Annotated in this window: 14 protein-coding genes; 8 read left to right on the forward strand and 6 right to left on the reverse strand. The window is 50.8% G+C overall.

Annotation, left to right across the window (positions count from 1 at the left end; genetic code table 11):
* Positions 1–37 precede the first annotated feature (37 nt).
* The 3 genes from OEL83_01575 to OEL83_01585 all read left to right on the forward strand — a co-directional run bounded on the left by OEL83_01575 (position 38) and on the right by OEL83_01585 (position 3,508).
* Positions 38–913: a Fe-S cluster domain-containing protein gene (locus OEL83_01575; protein MDK9705713.1), complete on the forward strand. Its 876-nt coding sequence runs from the start codon at positions 38–40 to the stop codon at positions 911–913.
* A 104-nt stretch (positions 914–1,017) separates the two neighbouring features.
* Positions 1,018–2,055, forward strand: coding sequence for an FAD:protein FMN transferase (locus tag OEL83_01580; GenBank protein ID MDK9705714.1), 1,038 nt, complete (start codon positions 1,018–1,020; stop codon positions 2,053–2,055).
* 223 nt (positions 2,056–2,278) lie between these two features.
* On the forward strand, positions 2,279–3,508 hold the full coding sequence (locus tag OEL83_01585; protein MDK9705715.1) for a diguanylate cyclase: 1,230 nt from the start codon (positions 2,279–2,281) through the stop codon (positions 3,506–3,508).
* Positions 3,509–3,603: 95 nt separating this feature from the next.
* On the opposite strand, the gene OEL83_01590 is transcribed toward OEL83_01585, so the two are convergent.
* From OEL83_01590 to OEL83_01600, 3 genes are all read right to left on the reverse strand, one after another.
* A complete protein-coding gene (locus OEL83_01590; protein ID MDK9705716.1) occupies positions 3,604–4,140 on the reverse strand; it encodes a hypothetical protein in 537 nt (178 codons plus the stop codon).
* A 113-nt stretch (positions 4,141–4,253) separates the two neighbouring features.
* On the reverse strand, positions 4,254–6,785 hold the full coding sequence (locus tag OEL83_01595; GenBank protein ID MDK9705717.1) for a glycosyltransferase: 2,532 nt from the start codon (positions 6,783–6,785) through the stop codon (positions 4,254–4,256).
* A 69-nt stretch (positions 6,786–6,854) separates the two neighbouring features.
* Positions 6,855–8,249: an ATP-binding cassette domain-containing protein gene (locus OEL83_01600; protein MDK9705718.1), complete on the reverse strand. Its 1,395-nt coding sequence runs from the start codon at positions 8,247–8,249 to the stop codon at positions 6,855–6,857.
* 249 nt (positions 8,250–8,498) lie between these two features.
* On the opposite strand from OEL83_01600, the gene OEL83_01605 reads away from it, so the two are divergent.
* Entirely contained in the window at positions 8,499–9,284 is a 786-nt protein-coding gene (locus OEL83_01605) for a lysophospholipase (GenBank protein ID MDK9705719.1), read from the forward strand.
* Positions 9,285–9,345: 61 nt separating this feature from the next.
* Here OEL83_01605 and yciA read toward each other — a convergent pair whose 3' ends face one another.
* Positions 9,346–9,756: an acyl-CoA thioester hydrolase YciA gene (yciA, locus tag OEL83_01610; GenBank protein MDK9705720.1), complete on the reverse strand. Its 411-nt coding sequence runs from the start codon at positions 9,754–9,756 to the stop codon at positions 9,346–9,348.
* Between yciA and OEL83_01615 the strand changes: the two genes are divergently transcribed.
* The 3 genes from OEL83_01615 (at position 9,747) to OEL83_01625 (ending at position 11,155) form a co-directional block, all read left to right on the forward strand.
* Positions 9,747–10,043: a hypothetical protein gene (locus OEL83_01615; protein ID MDK9705721.1), complete on the forward strand. Its 297-nt coding sequence runs from the start codon at positions 9,747–9,749 to the stop codon at positions 10,041–10,043. The genes yciA and OEL83_01615 overlap by 10 nt on opposite strands.
* Before the next feature lie 65 nt (positions 10,044–10,108).
* Complete coding sequence (locus OEL83_01620) at positions 10,109–10,471, forward strand: PilZ domain-containing protein (protein ID MDK9705722.1); 363 nt, start codon at positions 10,109–10,111, stop codon at positions 10,469–10,471.
* 177 nt (positions 10,472–10,648) lie between these two features.
* Positions 10,649–11,155: a GNAT family N-acetyltransferase gene (locus OEL83_01625; protein ID MDK9705723.1), complete on the forward strand. Its 507-nt coding sequence runs from the start codon at positions 10,649–10,651 to the stop codon at positions 11,153–11,155.
* Between the two features lie 369 nt (positions 11,156–11,524).
* Here the strand turns inward: OEL83_01625 and OEL83_01630 are convergent, their stop codons facing one another.
* Positions 11,525–11,986 carry a hypothetical protein gene (locus OEL83_01630; protein MDK9705724.1) on the reverse strand — a complete coding sequence of 154 codons (462 nt, stop codon included), beginning with the start codon at positions 11,984–11,986 and terminating at the stop codon, positions 11,525–11,527.
* A gap of 76 nt (positions 11,987–12,062) precedes the next feature.
* Between OEL83_01630 and OEL83_01635 the strand changes: the two genes are divergently transcribed.
* Positions 12,063–13,094, forward strand: a complete 1,032-nt coding sequence (locus OEL83_01635; protein ID MDK9705725.1) for a response regulator — start codon at positions 12,063–12,065, stop codon at positions 13,092–13,094.
* Between the two features lie 57 nt (positions 13,095–13,151).
* On the opposite strand, the gene OEL83_01640 is transcribed toward OEL83_01635, so the two are convergent.
* Positions 13,152–13,625 carry a dihydrofolate reductase gene (locus tag OEL83_01640; GenBank protein MDK9705726.1) on the reverse strand — a complete coding sequence of 158 codons (474 nt, stop codon included), beginning with the start codon at positions 13,623–13,625 and terminating at the stop codon, positions 13,152–13,154.
* Between the last annotated feature and the right edge of the window lies 1 nt (position 13,626).

The raw sequence follows: 13,626 nt of genomic DNA on the forward strand, positions 1-13,626 counted from the left end.
ATTTGTTTAACCAGATTACGTTTGAGAGTAACAAAATATGGATCCGGAATTAATCAAATTGGCGTTAGGGGGCTTGGTTTTGCTCGGCTGCATAGGCTTATTCTTTGGAATCGGCCTGGCTATTGCCGCCCACAAATTCGCAGTGGAGGTTAATCCGCTTATTGAGCATGTGGTCGAGTCACTGCCTCTCGCCCAATGCGGAGGGTGCGGATATCCGGGATGTGAAGGGTATGCCATTGCTGTTGTCACTGATCCTGACGTTCCACCTAATCTTTGTTTTCCTGGTAAGGAGAAAGTAGCCAATCGGGTAGCCGAGCTCACTGGCAAGAAGATGGCGGCGGTTGAGGATCAGATTGCCGTGGTGCGGTGTTCAAGGGTCGAAGGAAGGGTCAGCCATAAGCATGAGTATTACGGCTTTGCTTCCTGCACTGCTGCAAACCTCAGCTTCGGCGGGCCATCGGCTTGCCAATACGCGTGCATCGGCTTAGGTGAATGTGCTGCCGCGTGTCCCTTTGACGCCATCGACATGGTGGAAAACTTCCCGATCATCAACCCCGATAAATGTGTGAGCTGTGGGGTTTGCGTGCGGACCTGTCCGAAGGCGATTATCGAAATTCAGACCCTCAAGGCGAGGGTCTTTGTTCCTTGTTCGACAAAAGATCTTGGAAAAAATGTTAAAGCGGTTTGTCAGGTGGGATGTATCGGCTGCAAGATGTGTGTCAAGGCCTGCCCGGCTGGTGCGGTCACTTACGAAAACAATCTTACCAAGATCGACCATAAAGCCTGTATTGCATATGGTCCATCATGTGAAACTGCCTGCGTGACTAAGTGCCCGCGAGAGATTTTCCGGCATTACCAGGGCCGTCAGGTGATTGCCCGCAGTGGTGTCGACGGCCTGAAGATGGCTGGGTGAGAAATAATACCAAGGTGTACTCCTATTGAATAAGGCAACGTAATCATAAGGCCAAAAGGGCTGGGTGCATTACGGCTCCTAACAATTAATGATTGGAAATTGATATGAAAACTCCAGAAACTGCCTTCGATCAAAAAAGAAGATCCTTTTTAAAGCTCTCCGGCCTCTTAGGGCTTGGAGCCGCGTCGGCCGCCCTTCTCCCGGCTGAGAAGGCGGAGGCCTTTCTTTTTGGCAAAAAGGAATTCAAGGTTACCAAAACAAAATTGGCAATGGGCACCTTTGTGGCCATTACCGCCATTCACTCGTCCCGCGACGAAGCAGAGCAGGCCATCGGCCTAGCGTTCGAGGAAATAGACCGGCTGAACAACATGTTGACCCATTTTGACAAAAGTTCTCCGGTTGGGTCTTTTAATGCCAGCGGCAAGATTGAAGCTGTTCCCGGTGAAATGCAGGAATTAATTGCCCGTTCACTGTACCTTAACCGGGAAACCGGTGGAGCCTTTGATATTACCGTCCTCCCGATCATCGATCTCTACAAGACAAGCTTTGCGAGCAATACAACGCCGACTGATGCGGAGATTGATACTGCCCTCAAGAACGTAGGTATTGAGAATCTGCATGTTCAGGGTGGTGGCCTCGTTTTCGGGAAAAGCGACATGGCCATCACCCTTGATGGTATTGCCAAAGGGTACATCGTTGATAAGGCATCGGGAGTGCTCCGTGGGAACGGCGTCACCAATCATCTTATCAATGCCGGCGGTGATATCCGGGTCAGCGGTCTTGCCGCCCAGGGAAAGGACTGGACAGTTGCCATACAGGATCCAGCTAAACGGCGAGAATTTCCGGATGTCATCACCATGCGCGATGGGGCGATTGCCACCTCGGGGAGCTACGAGATCTATTATGACAAGGAAATGATGTTTCATCATATCGTTGATGGGCGCACCGGCCATTCTCCGAACCTGTCCAGCAGTGTGACGATTATGGCACCGACCTGTATGGATGCCGATGCTTTGGCCACGGCTGTATTCGTAATGGAACCTGTTGCCGGTGTCGAATTTATCAACCGCCGGCCCGATTATCAGTGCTTCATCATCGGCAAGGAGGGGGATATTTCTCGCTCAAAAGGGTGGCACGTTTAAAGCTAAGTTGAGCAGCTTGTCTGCTCAAACGAAACTTATGCCCTTGCGGTATAGGACAACAGAGCAGTTCATCCTGTTTTACCAAACAAACGGAGAGAAATTCTTACGGGAATTTGCTCTCCGTTTGCTTTTCAGGGTATCCTGATGACAGGCGATTCATCAAGAATACCTCGGAGAAGACAACCACTGACGGGTTTTGGGAAAATACCTTGTAGGAGAAGGGATGAACATTCGCAGAAACATAATCATCTTTAATGTGCTTTGGGCCCTTCTCATAGCTGCATCCCTGGCCTGGATGGTACATAAGGCCCGCGATGAACAGCAACGTATCGCCCTAATTTCCGCCCGATCGATATTTAAGCAAATAATTATTGCCAGGAGATGGAATTCCTCCCACGGAGGTGTTTATGCCTCCGTAACAGAGAGGAATCAACCTAATCCGTATCTTGAGGATCCCCGTCGCGATCTCCGATTTGATGAAAATCTCCTGCTCACTAAAATCAATCCGGCCTACATGACCAGGCAGATGAGCGAGATAGCCATGCGGGAAGATGGCGTTCAATTCCACATCACCAGTCTGAAACCGCTTCGCCCGGAAAATGCCCCTAGCCCGATAGAGGAACAATTCCTTCAGAACTTTGATAAGGGTAAAAAAGAAGAGCATGCTTTTCTTGAGGAGGACGGCCGGTCGGTCATTAAATATATGGCGCCCTTGCAAACCGAAAAATCGTGTCTCGCGTGTCACCAGAAGCAGGGATATAAAGAGGGTGATGTTCGTGGCGGAATAAGCGTATCTCTACCATTTTCCATGAATATTGCCCTTGAAGCAATGGCTTTGCCGCACCTCCTGATATGGGCAATTGGTATGCTCGGGATGAATTTTCTTGGCTTCCAATTGGATCGATCCTACAACGTGATCAGGCGCCAGGCGGTTATGGATGCCCTTACCGGGATTCCCAACAGGCGCAGTTTTTCTGAAAGAATTCTGGCGGAATTCGCAATCTGCCGCAAAGGTGATGCCGAACTTTCTGTGATCATGTGTGATATTGATGATTTTAAAAAGTTCAATGACTATTATGGCCACATCGCTGGAGATGAATGTTTACGAAGGGTAGCGAAAGGTATTCAGGAGTCCTTGAAAAGGCCGGTTGATTTCTGTGCTCGCTATGGCGGGGAGGAGTTTGTGGTTGTCCTCCCCAACAGCACGCTGAAAGGTGCGGTGACCGTTGCCGAGAGGATCCGGCACCGTATCGAAGAGCTGCAGATCGGGCACCTAGGTTCAACTACGGGGGGTATTGTTACACTTAGTCTGGGCATTGCTACCAGCAGGATTGTAGGTGCACTTTCATATGAGAAACTCATTAAGTGCGCGGATCAAGCTTTGTATATTGCCAAAAAGCGGGGGCGCAATCGGGTGCATCAGTATATTGAAGGGGATGAAAATGTGCTTTGATTTCAATTCTTCATGAAGAGGTAACCGGGGCAGCTTCGCTGAGTTGAGCAGCTAATCTGCGCAAACGAAACGTCTGTCCTTGCGGTGTACGAAACTTATCTGCTGAGTGTCTCAAGATTCGCGGCCATTGCTGCGTTGCCAAGGGTCACAAAAGAAGCGTGCAGTGAGCGGAGAAGTTCACGAAATACAGCGTTTTTCGGCCTGGGGGATAACAACTGGACCTCAATGGTCTTGATATCAATAATGATTTCTTCCAGTTGTTGATATTCGGGCTTCATTTCGTAAAGGTTGGCCTTGATATCGTCAAGGAGGTGTTTGAGTAATTGGCAATCAGTTGTGCTGGCGATAGAGTCCTTGCTGAGCTGCTGTCCAATGTTTGCAGAATATGCGGCCGGTTGAGAAACACCAAGAGTTTCCATGCCTTCGTGGGTGATACTAATACCCCCGGCGAGGGTACGCAGTTCCACTAATCCTGCAACCATTAGCTCCTCTGCGAGCGCTCCCGCCTCCACTTTCGCAAGGCCCATCGCTGTGCCGACTTCATACATTGACACCTGCGTTTCGGTGTTTCCTGATGTCATCTGGTGTAAAAATTCTAGAAAAAGCTTGGTGTTATGATTTTCAAGACCCATTGTGACTTATGACTCCGTGCAAGATTTGGCAGGGGAACTCCAGCTATACCATTGGGCCGGATTCAAAAAAGTAAAGGCACCTATCGAGGATAGGCTTCTGTCGGTCTATCATTTCAGGCGCACCCGCCTTCGCCAGCCAGCCAGTGCCGAAAGGCGTCCTCTGATATGCCATTGTCAGTAACGATGCCGATATTGTAAAAGGGATCGCCATTCTTCAAGAACGTGGACCATTTGTCTTGAAACCGAGCTTTTTCATCCTGCAGGGCTGCCAATGGCCAAAGTTGGCGGCGAGCGATGCCGTCCTGGGCCATGGTCGCCTTACAATAGGGGGTGTACATATGTATTTTGCCCTGTTCAATCAGCCGGTAGGAAATATCGGTAAAGGCAAAAATAAAGGGGAAATCAGCGGAATCGCAGGGTGTCATTGCCTTTAGCAACTGACTGCGGATGAGACAAAGATCGCCACTGACTCCAATCGCTTCCTGGGGACAATGCAGGCCGTTCATGAGTTGTGAACTGCCGGTGAGAAAGTGGTGAAAGTAAAAAGGTGAGGTTCTGCTGCAATCGGGAATAGGGCTGGCGATGTCTTCATACCCTTCGGGGTAATCTACCCTGCCTGAGACAAGACCTACATCCGCCAATTGCCCGTATTCGAGGAGGGCGGTAAGCCACTCTTCACTAAAATTTTCTAAGCTACCACTTGCGAAGGTGACAAATTCGCCTTGGATGTCGGGGAGAAGGGACGGCCAGTGCACGGCTAGGTTGAGGTCGCCCGCGACTATTCGGCAGACGGTGGCGATCCCTGTCTTTTCGCCAAAGGTGGTGGCAATTGCCGCGCATTCCCGGTTGGTCGCGAGTATGAGCAGTTGGTGAACCGCATACCCGGCTCGGGCCAAAAGGCCAGTCAGCCACGGCAACATAAGGCTTGGTGCGCGCTCCCAACTAATCACCACCGACACTAAATGGTCTTTTTTGACGGATCTCTTGGCGCGGTAGAAGAATTTCCAGTCGGTAAAGAGTGCATCTCCAGGAAGGCAACGGCGGGCCATGGCCTTGGCGACAGCCCTTCGTCCGGCCTCGTCGGCGTAGTGCTTTTGGTCATGATTGATACTGGTTGAAGAGGCAGAGGCACGCCAGTGATAGAGAATTTTCGGTATGTGGAGAACTGCATCGGCTTTTTCCGAGAGCTTGAGGAAGAGGTCAAGATCCTGGGCGCCGTTGAGATCCGTGTCGCAACCCCCGACATCATCAAACAGCTCTTTTTGAGCCACTACCAAATGGGTGACATAATTGTGGCAGAGCAGCAGTTCGCTATTGAAGCCTGGTTTACGGAAGATGCTGAATTGCCGGCCGTCGGCGCCAATGAGGTCTTCATCGCTATAATACAGTTTGGCAGGGTCGGTGCTGATACGTTGGGCAATGGTTTCCAGGGCGTCTAATGCAAGCTCGTCGTCGTTGTCAAGAAAGGCGAGATAGCTCCCCTCAGCAAGTCTTGCGGCAGTGTTGGTCGCTAGAGATATCCCCCTATTTTCGGGAAGAAAAGTTACCTTAATTCTGGGGTTGGCGGCGGCCCAGTCCATTAGCAGTGGACGGACCTTCGGGGCAGTGCTGCAGTCGTCGGCAAGACACAGCTGCCAATGGGGATAGGATTGATAAAGCACGGAGCGGATACAGTTATTAAGATGGGCGGCTTCAACGTTATATACTGGGACTATGACGGAGATCAGCGGTTTTTCGGCGCAGTCAAAAATCTGCCGATTCGGATACAGGCCTTCCCTCAGACCGCTTTCGAGAAAATGCTTGAGGGGCGGCGGGGCATCACCCAGCTCGCTGAGATAGGTCTCTTTGTAGAAGGCCGGATCAAACCAGGCGCAGGGGCGCCGGTTATCATGCCCTTGGTTTCGCAGATAATGGGCAAAGGGGTCGTCGTTCTCCACCGGGCCATAGGTTCTGAGATAAAATGCGGCGTCAAATACCGGAGAAGGACTCTTAAATTCGCGGCATCCGAACATGCAATAATGGCTGATCGGGTCAAGGCCCATGTCGCGGAGCACGGGAGTTTTGTCGAGGTAAAAGGCAGTGTCGAAATAGGCGCTTGGCTGGCGGTTTTCGCCTCGACCGACCTTTAAAAAGTGGATGTAGGCCGCGACCGGATCGCTGAGAAGATGGGCAGCATCCGGATATTTCAGACAATAAAAGTGTGGATCGAAGTAGGGAGATGGCGAGCTTTGTTGCATTCCCGGCAGTTCACCTTGAAGGAAGCGGGAAAAGAGGTCAGGTTGAGACGCATCATCATCGCCAGATTGCCGGCCCAGGTATTCTGGATCAAAAAGGGGATTGGGACGGAGTCCTTGATATCTGCCGATTGTGAGATAATGGAGCAAGGGGTTGCTTTGCCCCTGGTCAAGAGAAGGAACCTGATGGATATAGTATCTGGCATCAAAAAGTGGCCCTGGCTGGCGAAGCTCGGCAAAACCCCTTGTCAGATAGTGGGCGAGTGGCTCTGCCCCTGAGGCGGCGACATCTGGGTTATTTTCAAGGTAGAAGTCAGGATCAAAGAGGCCGGATCTGAGGAGAAGACGATACTGTGGAGAGGTTAATCGATACCAGATGGTTGTAAGAATATGACGGAAATTTATGGCCATCTGCATGGTCCTCAGTTGCTGATAGGGGTATGGCCAGGCGGCCAGTTTATCAAGGCAGCCATTGTACCATTATGCTGAATAGGCGTCGAGGTGGATATGCTGGCGAAAAAATGGCCGGTGTTCGTCTCTGCGATGGCTGACAAAGAGCATGGTTGAAACATGGCGGTCGGCAATTTCTTCGAGAAGGTTGAGAAGGGCGTGGCGATTGGTGTCGTCCAGGCCTTGGGTTGGCTCGTCGAGAATGAGGAGCTTCGGGCCCTTTATGAGAGCCCTGGCAATGAGTACCAGCCGTTGATCGGCGAAACTCAAATGGCGAAACGGGGTGTCAGCGCGGGATGCAAGACCGATCCACGCCAGCCAGCTCCGGGCGGTTCTGATCTCGGCATTCGCTGCCCTTTGGTATATACCGATGGAGTCGAAGAGTCCCGAGACAACGACCTGGAGGGCACTGCCCGGAACGCGGTGCTCACGATGCAGAGATGGCGATACGATGCCCATGTCTTTCTTGATTTCCCAGATCGATTCTCCGCTGCCCCGTGCCCGTCCGAAGATGCGGAGTTCGTTGGCGTAACATTTGGGATTGTCACCGATGATGATGTCGAGAAGGGTCGATTTGCCGCAGCCGTTTGGCCCGGTGATCAGGCAATGATCGCCCTGGAAGATTGTCAGGTCAAGGTGGTCGAAGAGCGACTTGCCATCATATCCGGCAAAGCCGTTGCGAAGGTAGACCAGTTCTTCCCTCTGCTTGGCATCTCTTGGCGATGGATTTCGGAAGATATCGGCAACGGCAAGTAGCCACGGTTTGCCATCACCTGTCAGCCGGTTTTCCTCAGATAGCACCGATGCTCTCGGGCCGGCAAGAACCATGCGGCCATTTTTGATTATCGCCAGGTGGCTACACTCGGCGGGAATGTCAGAGAGGGTATTGACACTTATCACCACCTCGACATTGCTTTCAGGGAGGCGCATGAGTATCTGATTGAGCTCCTGGCAACTTTGTTCATCAAGGCCGTCGTAGGGGTTTTCAAGGATTAATGTAGTAACGCCTTGGACGAGTCGGCAAAGGATGAGAAGCTTTCTTGCTTGGCCGGAGCTGAGTTGTCGATAACCAAGGTCAAGACAATGGCTCAAGGCAAAGGTGTCAAGCAGGGTGAGGTGGGCCTTTGGATCACCGGGCAAAAATTCCCGGACCAGTGTGCCGGGATCAGGTTTGTCGAGGAAGTCGCTGTCATCGTTGCGAATCTCGTTTTCGTAAAGTTCCTGTTGGGCACGAAAGGACACAATACCCGGGGCCTTCGGGAGATCGAGGATGTCGACGGAGTAGGTGGTGAGCTTTCCCGAAAGCAACTCGATAAAGCGATCGATACCGGAATGGTTTTCGCCGAAGACACACCAAGATTGGTCGGGAGCGGTAACGAATTCGTCTATGAGCAGTTCGTGGTGATGGAATTTTTTAATATGCATTGGCCAAGATTACCATGTCCTTTGTAAAAAAGTAAGCCGGGAGCCAGGCTGTTCCGGTGTTTCTGCAAGGGTGAGCTGATACCGCGCTTCGTTGACAGGAGCATTGTGTCCATGGTAGTTCTTGGCTCAGGGTGCAACAAGGAAGGGGCCGGAAAGCTAAAGCTGAATTGAGCAGCTTGTCTGCTCATACGAAACCTATGCCCTTGCGGTATAAGGCATGATTACTACCATGCGCGAGAGGAAATGAAGATGCCATTGGTATTACAGATTTTGGCCTATCTGGTGGTGTTCTATCTATTTTGCGCACTTTTTATGTATCTGCGCCAGGATTCATTTATCTTCTATCTAACCGCTGCCCGCCATGAAGACCATGGCAATGAGAAGGTCATCGATTACCACCTGCAGCAGGAAACTATAAATCTTCGTGGATGGTTGGTGAACCCCCTCTATGCTCGGGAGAAACTGCTCGTTTATTATGGCGGCAATGCCGAGGACATTTTTTATAATATCGATGAATACCAAGCTGTTCAGGCGGCTACTCTGTTTGTCGCCTATCGAGGTTACGGACCAAGTTCCGGTAAACCGGGAGAGGCGGAACTATACGCCGATGCCCTGGCCGTGGTCGATGATATCATGCGCACCTGGGCACCAAAGGAGATCTATCTCATTGGCCGCAGCCTCGGTTCAGGGGTGGCCTGCTATGTTGCGGCCAGGCGACCCGTTCAGGGGGCGATTCTCGTGACTCCCTTTGACAGCATCGAAAATGTTGCCAGAGCGCATTATCCGTGGTTGCCGATAACGCTGCTTCTCCGACATCGCTTTGCCTCTCTCGACTCATTGCTGCAAATCCGCTGTCCCCTCCTGGTGATATATGGTGGGGCGGACCAGGTGATTGCGCCGAAGCATACGGAAAATCTTATCCGCCATATAAAGAGTGAAAAGGAGATTGTCTTTATCGCTGGGGCCGATCACGGAACAATTGACATGTTCCCTGACTACTGGCCGGCGATTCTCCGTTTTATAAACAATGAATGAACGGCACCCTTAGCCAGAGGATTTTATAAGCAGGAAGAAAGCGTAACTCCTCCCTTGCCGGTCAACAGAGACAGTCGCGATTGATCGGTTGTTTCTTGCCGTCCCGGTCAACAGCCACATAGGTAAAGGCGGCCTTTGTCACCCGTTGCTCGGGGATCTCCTTGACGGGTTTATCTAAGGCAGGCTTCACCCAAACCTCCAGCTCGACGGTGAGAGAGGTGGTGCCGATCCGTATCACCTGGCCATAGCAGCAGACGACATCCCCAACATGCACCGGCTTGATGAAGACCATTGAGTCGACGGCCACAGTAACCACCCTGTTACAGGCAATTTCCCGGGCGAGGATGCCGCCGGCGATATCCATTTGTGCCATGATCCAACCACCGAAGATGTCGCCATGTGGATTGGTGTCGGCCGGCATGGCCAGAGTCCTGAGAATGAGTTTGCCTTCGGGACGGGTGGTTGCTTCCATGGTTGGTTTCCTCAAAAAAAGAACAGGTGGAATCTGGTGTCTTCGACAATATCTCGGATGGCGCAGGATACTATCCAAGCCGGCAGTTGCAGACATTCCGCAGGTTGGCAGGAAGTGGCGGCAATCCCTTGAGCAGCAGCCTTTCTGTATACCGTCAGGCGGGGCATCGCACAATGAAAAATAGTGAGATAAACGACTGGTGGCTCATCGGCAGGCAAGCCATTTACCATGCAAAGCATGGGGATGTCGGTGAAGAACCCTTGAATAAAAAAATGATTGGGCTATAGTTTTCTTGAATGGCGTTGATTTTTCCCATGTACACAAGCGTTAACAGCCAAAAAGGTGTGAGTTCATGACAGCAGAAAAAAGGCGTTTCAGCCGGATTATCTTCAATGTAGGGGCAAGGCTTACTGTTGGAGAAAATGTGTATCCGGTAGAGCGAATACTCAATTTAAGTGTAGGCGGCTGTCAGTTGGAGATTGATGAACACCTTGAGCCGGGACAACCGTGCAAATTCACCATCCTTCTGCAACGCATGGGGCCGGGGGTCGATGTCTATGGGGAGATCATCCGCGCCGGTCAGGGTGAGATAAGCCTAAAGTTTACCAAGATTGATCCGGAAAACCTTTTACACCTGCAGAATATCATCCGCTATAACGCTGAAGATCCCGACCTTATCGAGGAAGAGATTAAATCCCATCCCGGCCTGATCTAGCGATCCACTCCGGAATTGCATCGGGAATGGTCATTGTCCCACAGACGGTTAGGGCTGTGATTTTTTCCGCCATTTACGCGCAGAGTCCTCTGGTAGAGAGGGGTATCCGCAATTTGTTCTGATGAATCAAAGAAGTCTCCACTGTGATAGTGACAAAACCCGCTAGGATCCTTGGCTATGTTGTCGAGATATAAATCAAATATCGATAAAACTACAGTACGTTCACCATTACCTGGTGATTATGGATGGATAGTTCAGGTTCATGGCCAATACTACGCCGAGAAATTTGGTTGGTATGAAGACTTTGAATGTATCGTGGCCAAAATTATGGTGGAATACCTTGACTCCCTGAAATCTAATAGACAAGCATGTTATATTGCGGAACAAAATGGCTTGCCTGTTGGTTGTATTATGCTCATGGAAGATTCCCAAGATCTTGGGAAAGTACGAGTGTTATTTGTTTCCGACAGCGCGAGGCGACAAGGTATTGGATGGCTCCTCATTAATGCGCTGTTGGAAAAAGCACAAGAGATTGGCTATAGGAAATTGAGTCTTTGGACAACAAACAATCAAATCGAAGCGAGAGAGCTTTACCGAAAAGCAGGATTCTCCCTGGTGTCTGAGAGCCCAAATACTACTTTCGCAAAGGGGTCGGTTGATGAAAAATGGGAAAAGGCATTGTAAAACTCGACAACCCTACGCGTTCATTAGAGAATTTGTATTCTGCACTACGGTTTTTCAAGGGCTTGCTGCTACCAATCATTGTATCAGGATCTGCAAATCTTGAAGAATTCCGTGATACCTGCTGTCAAGGATACCCACAATCACCCAGGGTTGCCGAGTGCTGCTCCCATTGACAACGGATAGAGCTTGCTTAGGGTCTCTAGTACCTTAGACATTCATTCTCGTTTTTTTGTTGAATTTGTCAGGGTACACACCTCTTTTTGTGGGGTGAAAACTCCTTGCTGGTTTTTCAGATGGGAGTTTTGTGAAAGTACCAGCCTCGTTCACCGAGGGTGGCAGCGTCCGGCAAAGCTCGGTAGATTTCGGTTCCTAGTGTAATTGGATTGATTCCGGTCTTTCTATCCTCGGCTTGCCGGTGGTGTTCCGCTTGTTGCTGATCGGAACAAAGACCTTTTCTTTCGCTAAATAAGGAGGCTTGTTATGGCTCATACCTGTAAAAACTGTGGGGCCGTGGCTGATGATCCCGGCCATTTGTGTAATCCGTCCGTTGAGACTATTGCCTGTGAATTTTGTGGTGCAAGTGATGTCGGCGTCGCCCATGTTTGTAAGGAAAAGCTTGCGGCGATGAAATTTTCTTGTCAGTCCTGTGGCAGGGTCGCTTCTGAAAGTGGCGATTTGTGCAAGCCACTCATTATTTCCTGATAACGCCGGAAAACTGCACACCGTAATACCAGCGTCAAAAAAGGGCCGATTCGCCTGCAGCGGATCGGCCCTTTTTTGTTCAACCCAGGCTCCTTCGTACAGCCGCAATCCCGCCTTGTCTTTTGACAACTATTTGTGCTTGAATACAATCGGGTGCGTTATGACAGAGCAGGTCGTTTGGCTCGCAGCTGGAAGGAGATGGAAGATGTTACACTCGATAGGCCTTAAACCAACAGCGTTGATCATTGCCGGCAGGACGGTATATCAGCAAATGCTCGCCGATATGTTTGCCGGCCAGGGGTTTCACGTGCTCTTTGCTGAGAGCGGGCAATCCGGTATCGAGATCTGGGCGGAAAAAATGAAGGCGATCCGTCTTGTTGTCGTTGATCTGGAAATGGCGGAGGTTGATGGGTCAGAGGTCATCAAGACAATCCGGATCGAAGAAAATTTGGCAACGTATATAGTGGCGTTAACTAGTCAGGCAACGAGTTCTCATTCGCAGGATATTATCCATGGCGAGGTGGATGCATGGATACATAAACCGATTGAAATTGATCAGTTGGAAGCCTTATTGCACACCGCCAAGTTGCGCTTGCGATTGCATGATGTTACTGATCTGCTGGCGGGCTTGACGGAGCTGGCAGCCGAACGGGGTGGAGAGACAGCCGGGCATTTGCAGCGAACGAAAAGGTACTGCTACATACTCGCTGACGACCTTCGTCGACGCTGCCCGGACCTTGGTTTAACCATGGAGCGGGTAGGGGATATTGCCGAGATCAGCGTGCTCCACGATATCGGTAAAATCGGCTTGCCGGATGGATTGTTGACCAAGCGCGGCAGATACACGCCGAAGGAATACGAAATCATCAAGGATCACACGACAATCGGTGGTACTTTGCTCAGAAAAATGTATCAGCAAAGTGGCTCCATCTATATACTCCTGGGCTATGAAATAGCCATGACTCACCATGAAAAATGGGACGGAAGCGGCTACCCTCTGGGGCTGCAGGGAGAGAATATCCCCTTGTCGGGGAGGATTATGGCCTTTGCCGACGCCTACGATGCCTTGCTTTCCCGGAGGCCGTATAAAGACCCATTGTCTTTATATCATGCAGAACACGCAATCAAAGAGGGAACGGGCCGACATTTCGATCCCCAGATTGTCGAAAGCTATCAACGCAATCGTCAGAAATTCGTCGATATTCACCGTGATTTTCAGGAAATAGACCAGTTCTGATTGTCCGGGCTGTTGGCTTGCTTACCACAGGCAACCCCACGCTTAGCACTTTGGCGGTCAGCGGTGGTAGGTGACAACCGTGAATGGCGTGCTGGCCTCTGGGTAATCGATCCTCCCCGTTTCACGGAAATCCTTTTCGGAAAATTCGGGGAAAGACACATCCCCCTCCACTTCCACGTCGATCATGGTCAGAATAATGGTTGTCACGATACCCATTGCCGCAGCGAAGACCTGCCTGCCACCGATAATAAAGACCTTCTCGGATTGGCCGCACAGCGCCAAAGCTGTCTCAAGGGATGGTGCGCATTCGGCGCCCTTTGGGACAAATGCCTTATTGCGGCTGAGAACGATATGGCGCCTACCGGGGAGAGGCGCTGGGAATGAGTCAAATGTCTTTCGACCCATAATCATCGGATAACCCATGGTAGTTGTTTTAAATAGACGCAACTCCTCGGGGATATGCCACGGCAGCTTGTTGTCGCGACCGATAATGCGGTTTCGGGCCATTGCCGCGATGAGTATTATTTCCATA

Source organism: Desulforhopalus sp. (genome assembly GCA_030247675.1).
Classification (GTDB): domain Bacteria; phylum Desulfobacterota; class Desulfobulbia; order Desulfobulbales; family Desulfocapsaceae; genus Desulforhopalus_A.